Here is a 17,778-nt window from a genome sequence, read left to right on the forward strand (position 1 = left end):
CCCATGGAGTCGCGCATGCGCGCTTGCCTGTTGACGCTCGCCATCGCCAGCCTGCTGGCCCTGCCCGTGCACGCGCAGGACCAGGAGCCGCCGCAGGCCGCGGCACCGGCCGCGCAGGAGGAGGCGCCGGCCAGCGCGGTGCCGCTGGCCGAGATCAGCCGCTACGTGCTGGTGTTCAACGCCGTGCGCAGCGGCTATGTCGACCCGGTCGATGACCGCGAACTGATGCAGTCCGCGATCCGCGGCCTGCTGCTCGACCTGGACCCGCACAGCGCCTACCTCGAGCGCAGCGATGCCGAGGCCTTCGACGAGAACACCACCGGCGCCTACGAGGGCATCGGCGTGGAGGTCATGCAGCTGCCAGACGGCAGCATGCGGGTGGTGGCGCCGATGGACGACACGCCCGCGCAGCGCGCCGGGATCCGATCGGGTGACGTGATCACCGCCGTCGACGGCGTGCCGCTGACGCCGTCCAGCCACGACCAGCGCGGCCCGCTGCGCGGACCGCCAGGCACCGAGGTCGGCATCACCCTGCTGCGCGAAGGCGAAGCGGAGCCGCTGGAGATCACCCTGCGCCGCGAGACCATCCGCACCGCCAGCGTGCGCGGCAGCATCCGCGAACCTGGCCTCGGCTACCTGCGCGTCGCCGTGTTCCAGGCCGATACCGCGGCCTCGTTCGCGGACACCCTCGACCGCCTGCACGCCGAAGCCGGCACCCAGGGCTTGCGCGGCCTGGTGATCGACCTGCGCAGCAATCCCGGCGGCCTGCTGACCTCGGCCGTGCAGATCGCCGACGAACTGCTCGAGCGCGGCGGCATCGTCAGCACCCGCGGGCGCACCGCCGCCGGCGACACCGCGTTCAACGCCACGGCCGGCGACCGCATGCGCGATCGGCCGGTCGTTGTGCTGATGGACGCCGGCTCGGCGAGCGCGTCGGAAGTCCTGGCCGGCGCACTGCAGGACAACGCGCGCGCCTGCGTCGTCGGCAGCCGCAGCTTCGGCAAGGGTTCGGTGCAGACCGTGCTGCCGCTGTCCAACGGCGATGCGGTCAAGCTGACCACCGCGCGCTATTACACGCCCAGCGGCACGTCGATCCAGGCGCGCGGCATCGAACCCGACGTCGTGCTGCAGCCCGAAGGCGGCGCCACGCGCGGCGGCTTCGTGGAGGCGCTGCTGCCCGGGCACCTCGCCGCGGACGACGAGGGCGCCGCCGGCAGCCGCGCCGGCGACGTGCTCGAGGGCGAAGCGCCGGTGACCTCGGCGTTCGCCATCCTGCGCGCGATCGTGGCCGGCGGCACCTGCGCCGCGCCGCCTCAGTAGCCCTTGCGCCGCCTTAGCCGGCGCGCGATCGCGCGCCGCGAGAACAGCGCGAACACCACGCCGAACGCGAACCCGGCAATGTGCGCCGACCACGCCACGGTTCCGAACGCCGGGCCGATGTAGGCGAACACCACCTGCAGCAGCGCCCAGATGCCGATCAGCAGCGGGGCCGGCGCGCGCACGAACTCCAGGAACAGCCCGAGCGGCAGCACCACGCCCAGGTGCGCGCGCGGAAACAGCGCCAGGTAGGCGCCGATCAGGGCCGAGACCGCGCCGCTGGCACCGATCACCAGCTGGTCGGGCGCACCGATCGCCAGCACCGTGACCAGGTTGGCGAACGCGCCGCCCACCAGGAACAGCAGCAGGAAGCGCCAGGGCCCCATCACCCGTTCCGCCGGCAGCCCGAAGATCAGCAGGAACACCAGGTTGCCCAGCAGGTGCGCCCAGTCGGCGTGGACGAACAGCGCGCTGAGCAGGCGCAGCCAGCGCTTGCCGTCGGACCAGGACGCGAGCAGGTCGGCCGGCGCCAGGCCGCCGCTGAGGGCCCCCCAGCGCGCCATCAGCTGCTGCTCGAACGCCTCCGGGCGCGTGCTTGCCCACAGGTAGACCGCCCACAGCACCGCGCACAGCAGCGTCGTGGCCCAGCGCGGGGACGGACGCGAGCGCGTCGGGATGGATACGAACATGTGCGCCGCGGGATCCGTGTCGGGGGCCGCGCCACGATACCGGTTCAGGCACGTGATGCCGATGCCGGACCGCCAACCACACGCCACGGTATAGTGCGCCGCGTCGTGTTCGCAGCGGGCCCGGCATCGCAATCATCCGTCAGGAGTATTTCAGGCAATGGCAATCCCCCACACCGTCCGTTTCTCGGCCCTCGCGCTGGGCGTCCTCGGCGCGCTGGCGTTCGCGCCCGCGCAGGCATCCGGCTTCCAGCTCAAGGAAAACAGCGTCAAGGGCCTCGGCGCCGCGTTCGCGGGCTCCGGCGTCAATGAAGGCGACGCCTCGGTCGTGGTCAACAACCCGGCCTCGATGACGCGCTTCGAAGGCACCACGGTGCAGGCCGACCTGTCGGTCATCGATCTCAGCTACCGCTTCGAAGGCTCGGGCACCGACGCGCTCGGACGCCCGTTGACCGGCGGCGACGGCGGCGAGGCCGGCGACGTGACCCCGATCCCCGCGTTCTCGGTGATCCACAAGCTCGACAACGGCCTGGCGTTCGGCGCCATGGTCAGCGCTCCGTTCGGCCTGAAGACCGAATACGACAGCGACTGGCAGGGCCGCTATTTCGCCGACACGTCCGACGTCAAGATCGTCAACCTGACCCTGTCGGCGGCGCTGGACGTCAACGAGCATGTCTCGGTCGGCGTGGGCGCGGTCTATTCCAAGGCCGAGGTGACGCTGTCCAAGGCGGTCGACTTCGGCACGCTGCTGTTTTCCAACCCGGCCACCCGCACGCTGCCGTTCGCGCTGCCGCAGGCCCGCGACGGCCACGCGGAAATCGAGGGTGACGACATCGGCTTCGGCTGGCTTGCCGGCATCACCGTGCGCCCGACCGACCGCCTGTCGCTCGGCCTGAGCTACCAGTCCGAGATCGACTACGAGCTGCGCGGCACCGCCGACTGGACCGTGCCGGGCGACGTGCGCACCGTGTTCAACAGCAATCCCGTGACCGGCCAGCTGTTCCTGGACGGTGGCGCCGGCGCCAAGCTGACCACGCCGTCCACCGTCGCGCTCGTCGCGCGCTACGACTTCACCGACCGCTTCGCGATGATGGCCAACTGGACGCAGACCGGCTGGTCGTCGCTGCGCGAGGTGCGCGTCGAGTTCGATCGCCCGGATCCGGATTCGGTCGAGCCCTTCGAGTGGGAGGACACCCAGTTCGCGTCGGTCGGTGCCGAATACAAGGTCACCGACGCCTGGACCCTGCGTGGCGGCGTGGCGTACGACGAAACCCCGACCAGCATCGAGCACCGCACCCCGCGCCTGCCCGATGCCAACCGCAACTGGTATTCGATCGGCGCCACCTGGAAGGTCAGCGATGCGATGGACGTGGACTTCGCGTTCACCCACCTGAAGCCGAAGGATCCGAAGGTCGACTACAGCTCGGGCGGCAGCACCATCACCGGCCCCTACGCCGGCGACGCCAACCTGTTCGGCGTGTCGGCGCAGTACCGCTTCTGATCGCGGTGCCATGCTGAAGAAAAAGCCCCGCGAAAGCGGGGCTTTTTCGTACTGCTCGAACCACCGCGTACTGCGGCGTACCGGGTGGCACCTGGCGCCCGGCGGGCCTGGTCCGTGGCCCTAGTCCCCCAGCGTCAGCAGCGAGGCGTTGCCACCCGCGGCGGTGGTGTTGACGGTCACCGTCTTCTCGGTGGCGAAGCGCGGCAGGTAGTGCGGGCCGCCGGCCTTCGGGCCGGTGCCGGACAGGCCCTGGCCGCCGAAGGGCTGCACGCCCACCACCGCACCGATCTGGTTGCGGTTGACGTAGATGTTGCCCACCCGGGCACGCGCCACGATGCGGTCGATGGTCTCGTCGATGCGCGAATGGATGCCGAGCGTCAGGCCGTAGCCGGTGGCGTTGATGGCATCCACCACCGCGTCGAGATCACCGGCGTTCCAGCGCAGCACGTGCAGCGCCGGGCCGAAGTTCTCGGCGGTGAGGTCGCTGAGCGCGCCGATTTCCCAGGCACGCGGCGCGAAGAAGGTGCCGTGCGCGGTGGCCGCGGGCAGCTGCGCCTCGGCGATCAGGCGCGCGCCGCGCATCTCCGCGGCATGCGCGTCGAGCAGCGCACGCGCGTCGGCGTCGATCACCGGGCCGACGTCGGTGGTCAGCAGCCCCGGGTCGCCGACCACCAGTTCGGCCATCGCGCCGGCCAGCATGTCCACCACCTTGTCGGCGATGTCGGCCTGCACCAGCAACACGCGCGCCGCCGAGCAGCGCTGGCCGGCGGAGGTGAACGCCGAACCGATCGCGTCCTTGACCAGCTGCTCCGGCAGGGCCGACGAGTCGGCGATCAGCGCGTTCTGGCCACCGGTTTCGGCGATCAGCACGCCGATCGCGGCGTCGCGCGCCGCCAGCGCGCGGTTGATCGCGCGCGCGGTGGCGGTGGAGCCGGTGAACGCCACGCCGGCGACGCGCGGGTCGGCGGTCAGTGCCGCGCCGACGGTGGCGCCGTCGCCCGGCACCAGCTGCAGCACCGCAGGCGGAACACCCGCCTCGTGCAGCAGCCCGACCGCGGCGTGCGCGATCAGGTTGGTCTGTTCGGCCGGCTTGGCGATCACGCTGTTGCCGGCGGCCAGCGCCGCGGCCACCTGGCCGGCGAAGATGGCCAGCGGGAAGTTCCAGGGGCTGATGCAGACGAACACGCCACGGCCTTCAAGTTGCAGGGTGTTGCTCTCGCCGGTGGGGCCGGGCAGCGCTTCGGGTGCGAACAGCTTGCGTGCCTCGCCCGCGTAGTAGCGCAGGAAGTCGACCGCCTCGCGGACCTCGGCCACGCCGTCGGGGATGGTCTTGCCGGCTTCGCGCGTGCACAGGGCGATGAACTGCGGCATGCGCTGCTCGAGCAGGTCGGCGGCGTGCTCGAGGATCGCGGCGCGCGATGCCGCCGGCGTGGCGTTCCAGTCCGCCTGCGCGGCAACGGCATTGGCCAGCGCGCGCTGCACCGTGTCCGTGTCCGCCGCCTGCCAGCGGCCGACGCGTTCGCGACGGTCGGCGGGATTGCTGACCGTGATCCAGGCGCCACCCGGGGTGGCGCCGGGTACCAGCGGCGCGGCCTGCCAGTCGGCGGTCGCGGCCTGGACCGCGGTGGCGAGCGCGCGCAACTGGTGGTCGTCTGCGAGGTTGATGCCCATGGAGTTGGTCCTTTCGATGCCGTGGCTGCGGTACAGGTCGGCCGGCAGCGGGATGCGTGGATGCGGGATGACGTCGGAGCCGGCGACCACGTCCACCGGGTCGCGGACCAGGTCTTCGATGGCGACGGACTCGTCGGTGATGCGGTTGACGAAGCTGGAGTTGGCGCCGTTCTCCAGCAGGCGCCGCACCAGGTACGGCAGCAGGTCCTCGTGGCTGCCGACGGGCGCGTACACGCGGCAGGGCACGCCCAGGCGGTCGGCGGGGATCACCTCGTCATAGAGGTCGTCGCCCATGCCGTGCAGCTTCTGGAACTCGAACGGACGCCCGGCGGCCAGCTGGTGCACGGCGGCGATGGTCTGCGCATTGTGGGTGGCGAACATCGGGTAGACCGCGTCGCCGGCGTCGAACAGGCGGCGCGCATTGGCCAGGTAGCTGACGTCGGTGTTCGGCTTGCGCGTGAACACCGGGTAGCCGGCCTGGCCGTCGACCTGCGCGCGCTTGACCTCGGCGTCCCAGTACGCGCCCTTGACCAGGCGCACCGGGATGCAGCGCCCGCCGCCGCGGGCGAGCGCGGCGATCCAGTCGATCACGAACGGCGCGCGCTTCTGGTACGCCTGCACCACGATGCCGAAGCCCGTCCAGCCGGCCAGTGACGGATCCCGCCAGGCGGCCTCGATGACATCGAGCGACAGCTCCAGGCGGTCGGCCTCCTCGGCGTCGATGGTCAGGCCGATGCCGTGGCCGCGCGCGCGCTGCGCGAGGTCGAGCAGGCGCGGCGCGAGCTCGGCCAGCACCCGCGCGCGCTTGGCGTGCTCGTAGCGCGGATGCAGCGCGGAGAGCTTCACCGAGATCGACGGCGCGACGATGGCATCCGCCGGGCGGCCGGCATCGCGGCCGATGGCGTCGATCGCGCTGCGGTAGGCCTCCAGGTAGCGGTCGGCGTCGCGCTGCGTCAGCGCGGCTTCGCCGAGCATGTCGAAGGAATAGCGGTAGGCGGCATTGCGGCCCTTGCGCGCGCGCGACAGCGCCTCGCCGATCGTGCGCCCCATCACGAACTGGTGCCCCATGATCTTCATCGCCTGGCGCACCGCCAGCCGGATCACCGGCTCGCCGACGCGGCCCACCAGGCGCTTGAAGGCGCCATGCACGTCGCGCCGGGTGTGGTCGGCCAGGTCCACCAGGTGGCCGGTGAGCATCAGGCCCCAGGTGGAGGCGTTGACCAGCACCGAATCCGACTGGCCGACATGGCGCTTCCAGTCGGCCTCGCCCAGCTTGTCGCGGATCAGCGCGTCGGCGGTGTCCTCGTCGGGGATGCGCAGCAGCGCCTCGGCCACGCACATCAGCAGCACGCCCTCCTCGCTGCCGAGGTCGTACTGGCGCATGAAGGCCTCGATCACGCCCTGGTCGCCGGCGCGGCGGCGCACGCGCCGCACCAGGTCGGTGGCGGTCGCGGCGATCGCCACGTTGGCCTCGGGCGATTGGCGCGCGGCATCGAGCAACGCGCGGACGCGATCGCTCTCGTCGGCAAGCCAATGGGCGGTGATGGCCGCGCGCAGCGGTGCGGGCGGCGGCGGCAGGGCGCCCAGGGGCAGGTCGGTCACGGCGGGTCGGTCGTCAACGGCGGGAACCGCGGATTCTAGCGGGCCGTGCCGCTTCGCGTGCCCGCCACGGAGCCCTCGCGACACTTCAGCTTGCCGGTCAAGGTTGGCGACGGCTACCATCTGCATGATTGCCCGCCCGGCCACCGGGCGTGGCCGGTCCTTGTTCCCTGGAACATCGATCTCCGATCAACCGTTCCAGCTGGCGGCATACGGCCGCAGATCGACGACATTTGGGGTTGCACGCATGATGCAGGCGCGATTCTTGCGGTGGGGTATGGCGGCCTTGGCTTCGGCGCCGATGATGGCGCTGGCGCAGGCGGGCGACGCGAAGCCCTGGCAGCTCAACATGGGCCGCGGCGTGACCGCCACGTCCAACAACGCCTACGACGCGCACATGTTCGCGCTGTGGGTGTGCGTGGTGATCGGCGTGATCGTGTTCGCCGCCATGGCCTACTCGATCTTCGCGTTCCGCAAGTCGAAGGGCGCGGTGGCGTCGCAGTTCAGCCACAACACCACCGCCGAGGTCGTCTGGACGGTGATCCCGGTGATCCTGCTGGTGATCATGGTGTGGCCCGCCACCACCAAGCTGATCGCGATGTACGACACGCGCGCGTCCGAGATGACCGTCAAGGTCACCGGCTACCAGTGGATGTGGAAGTACGACTACCTCGGCGAGGATGTCTCGATCACCAGCCGCCTGGACCGCGAGCACGACCGCATCCGCCAGAGCGGCGCGCGCCCGGACCCGGTGGCCAATCCCTACTACCTGCTCGAAGTCGACAACGCGCTGGTGGTGCCGGTGGACACCAAGATCCGCTTCGTGATCACCGCCGACGACGTGATCCACTCCTGGTGGGTGCCGGCGCTGGGCTGGAAGCAGGACGCCATCCCGGGCATCGTCAACGAGGCCTGGACGCAGATCGCCGAGCCGGGCGTGTACCGCGGCCAGTGCGCCGAGCTGTGCGGCAAGGACCACGGCTTCATGCCGATCGTGGTGCGCGCGGTGCCCAAGGCCGAGTACCAGGACTGGCTGGCGGCCGAGAAGGCCAAGGCCGCGCCGGCGCCGGTGGCAGCACCGGTGCCCGTGCCCGAAGTCGCCCCGGAGCCCGCCGCTGAAGACGCCGCGCCGGCCACCGCCCTGACCACTTCGGCCGTTGCCGCACCCGCGGCCGGCTGATCGAACGACTTCACGAGGCAAGGCAGTCCATGGCCACCGATACCGCAACCGTCGCCGTCCACGGCGACCACCACGACCACAAGCAGGGCTTCGTCGAGCGCTGGTTCTTCTCCACGAACCACAAGGACATCGGCACGCTCTACCTGCTCTTCAGCTTCATGATGTTCATCATCGGTGCGGCCATGAGCGTGGTGATCCGCCTCGAGCTGGCAGTGCCCGGGCTGCAGCACGTCAACCCGCACTTCTTCAACCAGATGACGTCGATGCACGCGCTGGTGATGATCTTCGGCGGCATCATGCCGGCGTTCGTGGGCCTGGCGAACTGGATGATCCCGCTGCAGATCGGCGCGCCGGACATGGCGCTGCCGCGCATGAACAACTGGTCGTTCTGGATCCTGCCGTTCGCATTCGCGATGCTGCTGATGACGCTGTTCCTGCCGGGCGGCGGCCCCGCCGGTGGCTGGACGCTGTACCCGCCGCTGTCGCTGCAGGGCGGCTCCAACATGGCGTTCACCATCTTCGCCATCCACATGATGGGCATCAGCTCGATCATGGGCGCGATCAACGTCATCGCCACCGTGCTCAACATGCGCGCGCCGGGCGTCGACCTGCTGAAGATGCCGATCTTCTCGTGGACCTGGCTGATCACCGCGTTCCTGCTGATCGCGGTCATGCCGGTGCTGGCGGGCGCGGTGACGATGCTGCTGACCGACAAGTTCTTCGGCACCAGCTTCTTCAACGCCGCCGGCGGCGGCGACCCGGTGATGTACCAGCACATCTTCTGGTTCTTCGGGCATCCCGAGGTCTACATCATGATCCTGCCGGCGTTCGGCGTGGTCTCGGAGATCATCCCCAGCTTCAGCCGCAAGCCGCTGTTCGGCTACCAGGCCATGGTGTACGCCACCGCCGCGATCGCGTTCCTGTCGTTCATCGTCTGGGCGCACCACATGTTCACCGTGGGCATGCCGCTGGGTGGCGAGATCTACTTCATGTTCGCGACCATGCTGATCTCCGTGCCCACGGGCGTGAAGGTCTTCAACTGGGCGAGCACGATGTGGAAGGGCTCGCTGACGTTCGAGGCGCCCATGCTGTGGGCGATCGCGTTCGTGGTGCTGTTCACCATCGGCGGCTTCTCCGGCCTGATGCTGGCCATCGTCCCGGCCGACTTCCAGTACCACGACACCTATTTCGTGGTCGCGCACTTCCACTACGTGCTGGTGACCGGCGCGCTGTTCGGCATCATCGCCGCCGTCTACTACTGGTGGCCGAAGTGGACCGGGCGCATGTACAGCCAGCCGCTGGCCAAGTTCCACTTCTGGTGGAGCGTGGTGTTCGCCAACGTGCTGTTCTTCCCGCAGCACTTCCTGGGCCTGGCCGGCATGCCGCGCCGCATCCCGGACTACAACGTGGTGTTCGCGGACTGGAACCTGGTCAGCTCGATCGGCGCGTTCGGCATGTTCATCACGCCGTTCCTGATGTTCGGCATCCTGTTCCACTCGCTCAAGCGCGGCGCACCCGCCCCGGCCCGTGCCTGGGAAGGCGCGCTCGGCCTGGAATGGACGGTGCCGTCGCCGGCCCCGCACCACACCTTCCAGACCCCGCCGGTGATCCGCCCGGGCGACCTGGCCCACGGCGATTTCGAGCACCTCGATTACGACGATGCCAGCGCCCATGCCGACACGGCCCGGCAGAGCAATGTCCGCGAAGCGTGACCAGCCGCCGGGGGATCCGCGCGTGGTGGCGCAGCGCCGCCGCGCGATGCGCACCGCGCTCGCGCTCGCGCTGGTCGCGGCGCTGGTGTACGTGGGCTTCATCCTGTCCGGGGTGATCGGGCGATGAGCAGGAAGACCTCCGGCATCGCCAAGATGCTGCTGGCCTCGCTGGCGGCGTTCGCGTTCACGTTCTCGCTGGTGCCGCTGTACCGCATCGCCTGCGAGAAGGTGTTCGGCATCCGCCTGGACAACACCGCGGTCGATGCCGGCGCCTATGCCACCCGCGGTGCGGACGCGGAGGCGCGCGTGGTGACCGTGGAGTTCGATGGCGGCGTGAATTCCAAGCTGCCGTGGTCGTTCCGTCCCAACCAGTTCACCATGCAGGTGCGCGTGGGCGAGCAGTACGAGACCACCTACTACGCGCACAACAACAGCGACCGCACGGTCGTGGGCAGCGCCACGCCGTCGGTCGCGCCGGCGCGCGCCTCGGGCTACTTCGCCAAGACCGAGTGCTTCTGCTTCACCGCGCAGACGCTGCACGCCGGCGAGACGCGCGACATGCCGGTACGCTTCATCATCGACCCGTCGCTGCCCAAGGACGTCAAGACGATCACGCTGTCCTATACCTTCTTCAAGAACGACGTCCTGACCGCGCGCGAGCAAGCCGCGGGTCCGGCGTCGGCCCACGTGCCGCGCGCGGCACCCTGATCAGGCAACAACGGAAACCGACATGGCACAGGCCCACGCCGAGCAGCACGACCCCACCGCCTACTTCGTCCCGCACCACAGCAAGTGGCCGCTGTTCGCGTCGATGGCGTTGTTCGTCACCATGTTCGGCCTGGCGACCTGGTTCAACGAGGTCGACTGGGGCCGCAGCGTGTTCTTCGTCGGCATCGCGGGCCTGGCGGCGATCCTGTTCAAGTGGTTCGCCGACGTGATCCTCGAGTCGGTGTCGGGCTTCTACAACAAGCAGGTCGACGGCTCGTTCCGGATGGGGATGGTGTGGTTCATCTTCTCCGAAGTGATGTTCTTCGGCGCCTTCTTCGGCGCGCTGTTCTACGCGCGCATGCTGGTGCAGCCGTGGCTGGGTGGCGCCGGCGACGGCATGATGACCAACGTGCTGCTGTGGGAGGGCTACACCCCGGCGTGGCCGTCGGCCGGCCCTGGCAACGTGGGCGGCGTGTTCCAGACCATCCCGGCGTGGGGCCTGCCGCTGCTCAACACGCTGATCCTGCTGTCGTCGGGCGTCACGCTGACGATCGCGCACCATGCGCTGAAGGCCGGCCACCGCAAGCCGCTGATGTGGTTCCTCGGCATCACCGTGCTGCTCGGCTGCCTGTTCCTGTTCTTCCAGGTGGAGGAGTACATCCACGCCTACCGCGAGCTCAACCTCACGCTGGGCTCGGGCATCTACGGCTCCACGTTCTTCATGCTGACCGGCTTCCACGGCGCGCACGTCACGCTCGGCACGCTGATGCTGGCGATCATCTGGCTGCGCTGCGCCAAGGGTCACTTCAGCAAGGACGACCATTTCGCGTTCGAGGCCGTCGCCTGGTACTGGCATTTCGTCGACGTGGTGTGGCTGGGCCTGTTCCTGTTCGTCTACGTGCTCTGACCCGGTCACCGCGCGCACCGGGCCGCGCCCGGACGCGGGCCGCCGCAACAAAGAAAGCGACGGCATGCCGTCGCTTTTTCATCTCGCGGCCAGGGCCGCGCGCAGCGGTTCAGCCGTTGATGCCGTGAGGCGTGATCCAGCCCATCCAGATGGCGAGGACGACCAGCAGGATCAGGGCGACCGACAGCGCGATGCGCCTGGTCAGCGCGTTCACCGTACGCTTGGTGGTGCCGCGGTCGACCAGCATGTAGTACAGGCCGGCACCGAGGTTCCACAGGATCAGGATCAGGAACGCGATGATCAGCAGGGTTTTGAGGGAATCGCTCATGCTGGCCTCCAGCGGGCCGGGGTGGTCGCCGCCATTATCGCAGCCGGTGGGCGCGCCGCGGTGAGCCGTCGCGCCACATGGGCGGTGGTCGGCTGGCTGCTCGCGATCCTGGTGATCGCTGCATTCACCATGCTCGGCAGCTGGCAGCTGGGCCGCCAGCACGACAAGCAGGCGACGCTTGACGCGGTGGCGGCCACGCTGGCCGCGCGCGCGGCACGGCCGCTGTCGGTCGCGGCCGACACGGAACGCGCGCAGGGCTATGACTGGGCCAGCGGACGCGGCCATTTCGCCGAGGCGCCGGCGCTGCTGCTCGACAACCAGCAGCGCGGTGGACGCAGCGGCGTGCGCGCCTACCGCGTGTTCATTCCCCAATCCGGGACCCCGCTGCTGGTCGAACTCGGCTGGCTGCCGGTGCCCGGCGACCGCCGCATGCCGGACGTGCCGCGGCCACGGGGCGAGTTCGAGGTCGCCGGCATGCTGGCGCCGCCGCCGTCGCGCGGCATCGGTGGCACGGGTCTGGCAGCCGCGCCGGGCGATTCCGGTGCCCTGCTGGCGATCGGCCTTGTGCCATCCGAACTCGCCGCCGCCATGGGCCAGCCGCGCCTCGCGGCGCGCGTGCTGCGCCTCGATCCGGACCTCCCGCTGGGCTACGCCCGCGACCTCGACATGCTCGCCAACACGCTGCCGCCCGAACGCCATCTCGGCTACGCGGTGCAGTGGTTCGCGTTGGCCGCCGCGATGCTCGTCATCGCGCTCATCCTCAGTTTCCGCAGGACCCGCCGATGAACATGCCCGCCCCCGACCATCCGGATTTCGTGCCCACCCGCAGGCGCAACCGCACCATGCTGGTGGCGATCGTGGTGATCTTCCTCGGCAGCGTGCTTGCCGCCGGTGCACTGCGCTTTTCGGGCTGGCGCCCCGCCGGCATGAAGAACCACGGCGAACTGCTGCAGCCGCCTGGCGACCTGCGCGGCGCGGCGCCGTTCCTTGTCGACGGCGGTGAATACACCTGGAACCCGGTGGAACGCACCTGGCGCATCCTGGTCGCCCCGCCGGCGAGCTGCACCGACGCCTGCGTCACGCTGTCGCGCGACCTGGACACGGTCTGGCGCCTGTTCGGCCGCGAAGCCGACCACGTGCACGTGCTGTGGGTCGGCACGCCGCCCGACGGCGTGGAGCGCAACCGCGCATGGCGCGTGCTGCAGCCCTCGCCGCAGCTCTCGGCCGCGCTGCCCGGCGTGGACGCCGGCGGCGCGCAGGGCGTGCCGGTGTATGTTGTCGACCCCAACGGCTTCGTGATCCTGCGCTACGCGCCCGGCTTCGATGCCGGCCACCTGCGCCAGGACATGGCGCGCCTCCTCAAGCTGAAGTAATGACCGCCACGCAACCCGCGCGCACAGGCCCGCGCTCCGTCCCCCGCCATTTCCATCGCATTGCCTGGCTGGCCGTCGGGCTGGCGCTGTGCGTGATCGTGTTCGGCGCGTTCGTGCGCCTGTCCAATGCCGGGCTGAGCTGCCCGGACTGGCCGACCTGCTATGGCCGCGCCGCGTGGCCGCAGGCCGCGCACCAGGTGGCCGACCACGCGGCCTCCGCGATCCGCCCCTTCGAAACCCACAAGGCCTGGCGCGAACAGCTGCACCGCCACCTCGCCGCGGCGCTGGGCGTGCTGGTGCTGGTGCTGGCGCTGCTGGCCGCGCGCCGCCAGCCCCGGGGCATCGCCCGCATCGTGCTGGCCGCGGCGCTGGTGGCGCTGGCGATCCCGCTGTACATGCAGGGGCAGCACGTCGCGGCGTCGGCGCTGGCCATCCTCGGCGAGGCGATCCTGCTGTCCGCGGCGCTGCGCCGCATCGGCAGCGACCTCGCGCGGACGTCCGCGATCACGCTGGCGGTGATCATCTTCCAGGCACTGCTCGGCATGTGGACGGTCACCTGGCTGCTGAAACCGCTGGTGGTCATGGGCCATCTGCTGGGCGGGCTGCTGACGCTGTCCCTGCTGGTCTGGATGGCGTGGCGTGCCACCGACCGGCCGATCGTGCTGGCCGACGCGCAGGCGCTGCGGCGCGTGCTCTGGGTCGCCCTCGCGGCGCTCGGTGTGCAGGTCGCGCTCGGCGGCTGGGTGAGCGCCAACTACGCCGCGCTGTCGTGCGGTGCCGGCAGCTGGTCGGCCGACAACTTCCCGAAGTGCGTGGGCCTGTGGGTGCCGCCAACCGACTTCGCCGAGGGCTTCGTGCTCTGGCGCGGGATCGGCGTGGACTACGAGGGCGGCGTGCTCGACGGCGCGGCGCGCATCGCGATCCAGCTGGCGCACCGGATGATGGCGGTGGTCGCGGCCGCCGCGCTGCTGTGGGCGGCGGTGCGCGCACTGCGCACGCCCGGCCTGCGCGGATGGGGCAGCACCCTGGCGGCGCTGACCGTCGCCCAGGTCAGCCTGGGCATCCTCAACGTCAAGCTGGCGCTGCCGCTTTCGGTGGCGGTGATGCACAACGCCGGCGCGGTGCTGCTGCTGTTCGTGCTGGTCTCGCTGCTCGCGCGCCTGCGCGCGGTGGACTGACATGCGCGCACCCTTCGACCAGTACTGGCAGCTGACCAAGCCGCGCGTGGTCGCGCTGATCGTGTTCACCGCGCTAGTGGGCATGTTCCTCGCGGTGCCCGGCCTGCCACCCGCGCGGCAGGCGATCTTCGGCCTGCTCGGCATCTGGCTGGCGGCGGCGTCGGCGGCGGCCATCAACCACCTCATCGACCAGCGCATCGACCGGCTGATGGTGCGCACCGCGCAGCGCCCGCTGGCGACGGGCGCGCTCACCCCGGCGCAGGTGCTGGCGTTCGCGGTCGGTCTTGGCGCGCTGTCGATGGCGATCCTGATCGCGTTGGTCAATCCGCTGACCGCGGCGCTCACCTTCGCCTCGCTGATCGGCTATGCGGTGGTCTACACCGGCTTCCTCAAGCGCGCCACGCCGCAGAACATCGTGATCGGTGGCATCGCCGGCGCGGCGCCGCCGCTGCTCGGCTGGGCGGCGGTGACCGGCATGCAGAACGAGTGGGACTGGGCGCACGCGCTGCTGCCGGTGCTGATCGTGTTCGTGTGGACGCCGCCGCACTTCTGGGCGCTGGCGATCTTCCGCCGCGAGGACTACGCGCGCGCGCTGGTGCCGATGCTGCCGGTGACGCACGGCGTGCAGTACACGCGCTGGCAGATCCTGCTGTACACCGTGCTGCTGCTGGTGGTGAGCGTGCTGCCGTGGGCGGTGGGCATGAGCGGCCTGTTCTACCTCGGCGGCGCGCTGGTGCTGGGCCTGGTGTTCCTCTGGTACGCGTGGCGGCTGATGGACCCGCCGGACGACTTCTTCCCGATGCGGGTCTTCAACTACTCGGTCGTGTACCTGATGGCGCTGTTCGCGTTCCTGCTCGTCGACCACTGGCTGCTGCCCTGGCTGCAGCCGCTGCCCCTGTTCGAGCTGCAGCGGGTGGGGTAGCGATCCCGTGGCGGAGGTTCAACTCTCCGACTGCAGCGGCGTCAGCAGGCGATAGCCGGTACCGGCCTGATGGAAGGCTCCGTCGGCGATGGCGTCGTTGCCCTCCGATTCGTCCTCCCTCCAAGGCGCTGACTGACGGGGGCCGGGGATGTAGGCCACCCATTTGCCATGCGTGCCCTCCTCGGTTGCTTCCGAGTTGATGGCGAAAGTGACCGGCACACGTACTGACCAGAAGGGGGCATTGACGTCGTCCCCCGTCGTGGGCGGCGCGAAAATCCAGCGCCGAGCCGCGCTGATGGCCGCTGCCGAAAACTCCTTCCTCGCAGCCTTCATCGTCGTGGCAGGGGCGATGAATCGCAGGTTCACCTGCTCCGCAACCGCATCGGAGACGCGGCCGTCGGCGCCGATCTTCAGTATCAGATAGGCCGTCCCGGTTGCGCCCATGTGGAGCGCGGCCCGCGGATACGATGGGGGCGTCATCTTGATCGAAGAGACATGGTCGCTCCCGGGTTCGCCGCACTCGCCAAACGTGGCAGAAGCCAGCCTGACCGCGAGGCCGCCGTCTTCCATCGGGGTGCCGAGCAACCGCAGTGTCATGCGCGCCCGCGCGGGGACGGGTTTCCCGTCCACCAGGACAGGCTCGAAGCGCCAGTGGGTGATGGCTCGCTCGATGATGTTGACGGCGTAGGGAGGAATCGCATCGCCGTCATCAATGGTGTGCCTGGACACCGAACCATCGATCTCGATGTCGAGGTCGCCGGTGATGAGCATCGAGACTTCGAACCCGGCGCTCCTCTTCTGGGCGCCCTGTGCGGGCCCCGATACTGCGAACAAGGCCAGCATGGCGGCCAGAACGAAACGGAACATTCCCTGTACTCCCCTTGCACCATTGTGCGGCACGGTATCGCCGAGTCCGCGCAGGCGCAAGGGCGAGCAGCGGAACTTCAAGCAGTGCGGTCCGCGTCCTCAGGCCTTGCCTGCTGCGCCACGTGGGACAACGTTGCCGGCGTGACATCCCACTGCTCCGGCGTGTCGTACTCGAACTCCACCGTCATGCGTCCGCTGTCGCGCCACAGGCGCAGCACGCAGGCGCCCCAGGGGGCCTTGCCGGGCACGCGGGTCGCCTCGCGCAGGTCGTCGAAGGCGGGGCCGAGGGCGTCGTCGACAGGCGTCGCGGCCTGGTGTTCGCCTGCGGAGTCGTAGCGGAAGCCGCTGAGCCGGCGCGCGATCGCGCCGTCGCCGTAGCGCACGATCAGCGCGTAGCCGTGCCAGAGGCCGTCGGATACCGCCGGGTCGGCGACCAGCAGTTGGCCGATCCTGGCGATCAGTGCATTCCTGTCCAGCAGCGGCTCCACGCGCAAGTCCGTGGCCAGTCTGCCGTCAGGCACTGGCCCTGTCGATCATGCCGGGCATCTGCTTCGACGCGATGGCGTCGAATGACTGGCCTTCCGCGTTGGCGAACGCGATCAGCGTGGGGTCGTAGACCACGGCGCCGGTGGCCGGATCGATCACTTCGTAATCGACGTGCACTTCTTCCGGGCGGTGCCCGCCGTTGCGCACCAGGTCGATGTCGATCCGCACCTCCATGCCGGTGCCCAGCCAGTCGCTCCACTCCTGCTCCATCTTGGCGTAGGCGCCGCGGTTGAACAGGCCGAACTGCGGGAACATGTTCACTTCGCCGTGGCCGTTGGCGAAGCGGTAGGCGAACACGTGGCCGACGTCGTCGGGCGTGCCCTTCATGCCGTTGTCGGTGCGGAACCGGCTCTGCGCGCTGGTCTCGATGCGGTCGGAGTCACGGCCCTTGCTGGACGGCTCCCAGGTCAGCACCGCTTCGGCGCCGGTCGGCCGGCCTTCGGCATCGAGCGACCAGGTGATGTCGTTCACTTCGCCCGAGCCGGCTTCGGTGACGGTGCCGCGCACTTCGCCGGGCTCCACGTCCTCGGCCAGCACCACGGTGCTGTCGGGCACCTCGCCGGTGAGCAGCATGCGGGTGTACGCGGCACGGTCGGCGCCGGCCGGCTCCGACAGCATGGTGGTGTGGCGGGTGAAATCCTCGCGGTCGAGTGCATCGGAGCCGGGGCCGCCGTCGCGCGGCGCGTCGAACAGCTGTCCGGAGCCGGTCATCACCCGCAGCTGGCCCTTCTCCGTCATCTCCAGCGACAGCCGCAGGTCGTCGATGGAGGCGAGGCCATTGGCATCGGCCAGGGTGCGGAACGCGGGTTCAAGGGCGGTGCCGGCGTAATCGGCGCCATGCACTTCGATACGCGCGCGCGGCGGGATGGTGGCCGGGTCGAAGGGGTTGAGCGCCTGCATCGCGGCGGGCGTGGCATCGGCGTTGCGCAGGCTGGCCTCGTAGCGCAGCGGCACGTCGGTACCGGCGCCGTCGCGGCCGCGCACGGTCATGTCGCCGCAGGCGGTGTAGGTGGTGCTGTGCTGGCCGGCCTTCGCGTCGCTGATGCGCACGCTGCCGGCGTCGAGGTCGAAGCGGACGTCGCCGGGTGGTGCATCGAGCAGTGCCGGGTCCAGCGCGGCGGGCTTGCCGGCGTGTGCGCCGAAGAGGAACGCTTCCAGGCCGCGCCAGGGTGGCGGCGGGAGGGGAGCCAGAAGGTGTTGGGTCTCGAACGACATGGCGTGCTGCGCAGGCGGTGGCGTCCACCGTCGCGACGACGTTACGCGGCGCGCGCCCGCGCCACCAT

Annotated in this window: 16 protein-coding genes and 1 pseudogene; 11 read left to right on the forward strand and 6 right to left on the reverse strand. The window is 70.1% G+C overall.

The window, feature by feature from the left end; translation table 11 throughout:
• Positions 1–15: 15 nt before the first annotated feature.
• Positions 16–1,320: a S41 family peptidase gene (locus IDM46_RS01180; RefSeq protein ID WP_185114585.1), complete on the forward strand. Its 1,305-nt coding sequence runs from the start codon at positions 16–18 to the stop codon at positions 1,318–1,320.
• On the opposite strand, the gene IDM46_RS01185 is transcribed toward IDM46_RS01180, so the two are convergent.
• A complete protein-coding gene (locus IDM46_RS01185) occupies positions 1,314–2,006 on the reverse strand; it encodes a rhomboid family intramembrane serine protease (RefSeq protein ID WP_182823317.1) in 693 nt (230 codons plus the stop codon). The two genes, IDM46_RS01180 and IDM46_RS01185, sit on opposite strands and share 7 nt — an antisense overlap.
• Before the next feature lie 157 nt (positions 2,007–2,163).
• On the opposite strand from IDM46_RS01185, the gene IDM46_RS01190 reads away from it, so the two are divergent.
• Positions 2,164–3,504: a porin gene (locus IDM46_RS01190; protein ID WP_182823315.1), complete on the forward strand. Its 1,341-nt coding sequence runs from the start codon at positions 2,164–2,166 to the stop codon at positions 3,502–3,504.
• Between the two features lie 120 nt (positions 3,505–3,624).
• Here IDM46_RS01190 and putA read toward each other — a convergent pair whose 3' ends face one another.
• The gene (gene putA / locus IDM46_RS01195; protein WP_185115217.1) at positions 3,625–6,897 is read right to left on the reverse strand and encodes a bifunctional proline dehydrogenase/L-glutamate gamma-semialdehyde dehydrogenase PutA; all 3,273 of its coding nucleotides are present in this window, start codon (positions 6,895–6,897) and stop codon (positions 3,625–3,627) included.
• Positions 6,898–7,021: 124 nt separating this feature from the next.
• Here putA and coxB point away from each other — a divergent pair, with 124 nt between their 5' ends.
• The 5 genes and pseudogenes from coxB to IDM46_RS01220 all read left to right on the forward strand — a co-directional run bounded on the left by coxB (position 7,022) and on the right by IDM46_RS01220 (position 11,281).
• Positions 7,022–7,954, forward strand: coding sequence for a cytochrome c oxidase subunit II (coxB, locus tag IDM46_RS01200; RefSeq protein ID WP_223877992.1), 933 nt, complete (start codon positions 7,022–7,024; stop codon positions 7,952–7,954).
• 29 nt (positions 7,955–7,983) lie between these two features.
• Positions 7,984–9,600: pseudogene (gene ctaD / locus IDM46_RS01205) on the forward strand (cytochrome c oxidase subunit I); the annotation flags it as partial.
• 49 nt (positions 9,601–9,649) lie between these two features.
• Entirely contained in the window at positions 9,650–9,793 is a 144-nt protein-coding gene (locus IDM46_RS01210; RefSeq protein WP_182823310.1) for a hypothetical protein, read from the forward strand.
• Positions 9,790–10,374, forward strand: coding sequence for a cytochrome c oxidase assembly protein (locus tag IDM46_RS01215; protein WP_182823308.1), 585 nt, complete (start codon positions 9,790–9,792; stop codon positions 10,372–10,374). The genes IDM46_RS01210 and IDM46_RS01215 overlap by 4 nt, the downstream gene beginning before the upstream one ends.
• Before the next feature lie 22 nt (positions 10,375–10,396).
• Positions 10,397–11,281, forward strand: coding sequence for a cytochrome c oxidase subunit 3 (locus tag IDM46_RS01220; RefSeq protein ID WP_182823306.1), 885 nt, complete (start codon positions 10,397–10,399; stop codon positions 11,279–11,281).
• 109 nt (positions 11,282–11,390) lie between these two features.
• On the opposite strand, the gene IDM46_RS01225 is transcribed toward IDM46_RS01220, so the two are convergent.
• The gene (locus IDM46_RS01225) at positions 11,391–11,609 is read right to left on the reverse strand and encodes a twin transmembrane helix small protein (protein WP_182823304.1); all 219 of its coding nucleotides are present in this window, start codon (positions 11,607–11,609) and stop codon (positions 11,391–11,393) included.
• 60 nt (positions 11,610–11,669) lie between these two features.
• Here IDM46_RS01225 and IDM46_RS01230 point away from each other — a divergent pair, with 60 nt between their 5' ends.
• The 4 genes from IDM46_RS01230 to cyoE are packed head-to-tail and all read left to right on the forward strand — an operon-like array spanning position 11,670 to position 15,082.
• Positions 11,670–12,395, forward strand: a complete 726-nt coding sequence (locus IDM46_RS01230) for an SURF1 family protein (protein ID WP_223877993.1) — start codon at positions 11,670–11,672, stop codon at positions 12,393–12,395.
• A 2-nt stretch (positions 12,396–12,397) separates the two neighbouring features.
• Positions 12,398–12,982 (forward strand): hypothetical protein, encoded by a 585-nt coding sequence (locus IDM46_RS01235; RefSeq protein ID WP_182823929.1) that lies wholly within the window; start codon positions 12,398–12,400, stop codon positions 12,980–12,982.
• Positions 12,982–14,160, forward strand: coding sequence for a COX15/CtaA family protein (locus IDM46_RS01240; protein WP_185114587.1), 1,179 nt, complete (start codon positions 12,982–12,984; stop codon positions 14,158–14,160). Before IDM46_RS01235 ends, IDM46_RS01240 begins: the two co-directional genes overlap by 1 nt.
• 1 nt (position 14,161) lies before the next feature.
• Positions 14,162–15,082 (forward strand): heme o synthase, encoded by a 921-nt coding sequence (cyoE, locus tag IDM46_RS01245; RefSeq protein WP_185114588.1) that lies wholly within the window; start codon positions 14,162–14,164, stop codon positions 15,080–15,082.
• 18 nt (positions 15,083–15,100) lie between these two features.
• On the opposite strand, the gene IDM46_RS01250 is transcribed toward cyoE, so the two are convergent.
• From IDM46_RS01250 to IDM46_RS01260, 3 genes are all read right to left on the reverse strand, one after another.
• Positions 15,101–15,949, reverse strand: a complete 849-nt coding sequence (locus IDM46_RS01250) for a protein tonB (protein WP_182823298.1) — start codon at positions 15,947–15,949, stop codon at positions 15,101–15,103.
• A 77-nt stretch (positions 15,950–16,026) separates the two neighbouring features.
• Entirely contained in the window at positions 16,027–16,470 is a 444-nt protein-coding gene (locus IDM46_RS01255) for a hypothetical protein (protein WP_221441757.1), read from the reverse strand.
• Entirely contained in the window at positions 16,463–17,710 is a 1,248-nt protein-coding gene (locus IDM46_RS01260; protein WP_185114590.1) for a DNA/RNA non-specific endonuclease, read from the reverse strand. The genes IDM46_RS01255 and IDM46_RS01260 overlap by 8 nt, the downstream gene beginning before the upstream one ends.
• Between the last annotated feature and the right edge of the window lie 68 nt (positions 17,711–17,778).

Source organism: Luteimonas sp. MC1825 (genome assembly GCF_014764385.1).
GTDB lineage: Bacteria > Pseudomonadota > Gammaproteobacteria > Xanthomonadales > Xanthomonadaceae > Luteimonas.

Excerpts from the sequence above, each read along its gene's own strand:
- IDM46_RS01180 (WP_185114585.1), top strand. The coding sequence starts at position 16 with ATGCGCGCTTGCCTGTTGACGCTCGCCATCGCCAGCCTGCTGGCCCTG.
- IDM46_RS01185 (WP_182823317.1), bottom strand. The coding sequence starts at position 2,006 with ATGTTCGTATCCATCCCGACGCGCTCGCGTCCGTCCCCGCGCTGGGCC.
- IDM46_RS01190 (WP_182823315.1), top strand. The coding sequence starts at position 2,164 with ATGGCAATCCCCCACACCGTCCGTTTCTCGGCCCTCGCGCTGGGCGTC.
- putA (WP_185115217.1), bottom strand. The coding sequence starts at position 6,897 with ATGGTAGCCGTCGCCAACCTTGACCGGCAAGCTGAAGTGTCGCGAGGG.
- coxB (WP_223877992.1), top strand. The coding sequence starts at position 7,022 with ATGATGCAGGCGCGATTCTTGCGGTGGGGTATGGCGGCCTTGGCTTCG.
- IDM46_RS01210 (WP_182823310.1), top strand. The coding sequence starts at position 9,650 with ATGTCCGCGAAGCGTGACCAGCCGCCGGGGGATCCGCGCGTGGTGGCG.
- IDM46_RS01215 (WP_182823308.1), top strand. The coding sequence starts at position 9,790 with ATGAGCAGGAAGACCTCCGGCATCGCCAAGATGCTGCTGGCCTCGCTG.
- IDM46_RS01220 (WP_182823306.1), top strand. The coding sequence starts at position 10,397 with ATGGCACAGGCCCACGCCGAGCAGCACGACCCCACCGCCTACTTCGTC.
- IDM46_RS01225 (WP_182823304.1), bottom strand. The coding sequence starts at position 11,609 with ATGAGCGATTCCCTCAAAACCCTGCTGATCATCGCGTTCCTGATCCTG.
- IDM46_RS01235 (WP_182823929.1), top strand. The coding sequence starts at position 12,398 with ATGCCCGCCCCCGACCATCCGGATTTCGTGCCCACCCGCAGGCGCAAC.
- IDM46_RS01240 (WP_185114587.1), top strand. The coding sequence starts at position 12,982 with ATGACCGCCACGCAACCCGCGCGCACAGGCCCGCGCTCCGTCCCCCGC.
- cyoE (WP_185114588.1), top strand. The coding sequence starts at position 14,162 with ATGCGCGCACCCTTCGACCAGTACTGGCAGCTGACCAAGCCGCGCGTG.
- IDM46_RS01250 (WP_182823298.1), bottom strand. The coding sequence starts at position 15,949 with ATGTTCCGTTTCGTTCTGGCCGCCATGCTGGCCTTGTTCGCAGTATCG.
- IDM46_RS01260 (WP_185114590.1), bottom strand. The coding sequence starts at position 17,710 with ATGTCGTTCGAGACCCAACACCTTCTGGCTCCCCTCCCGCCGCCACCC.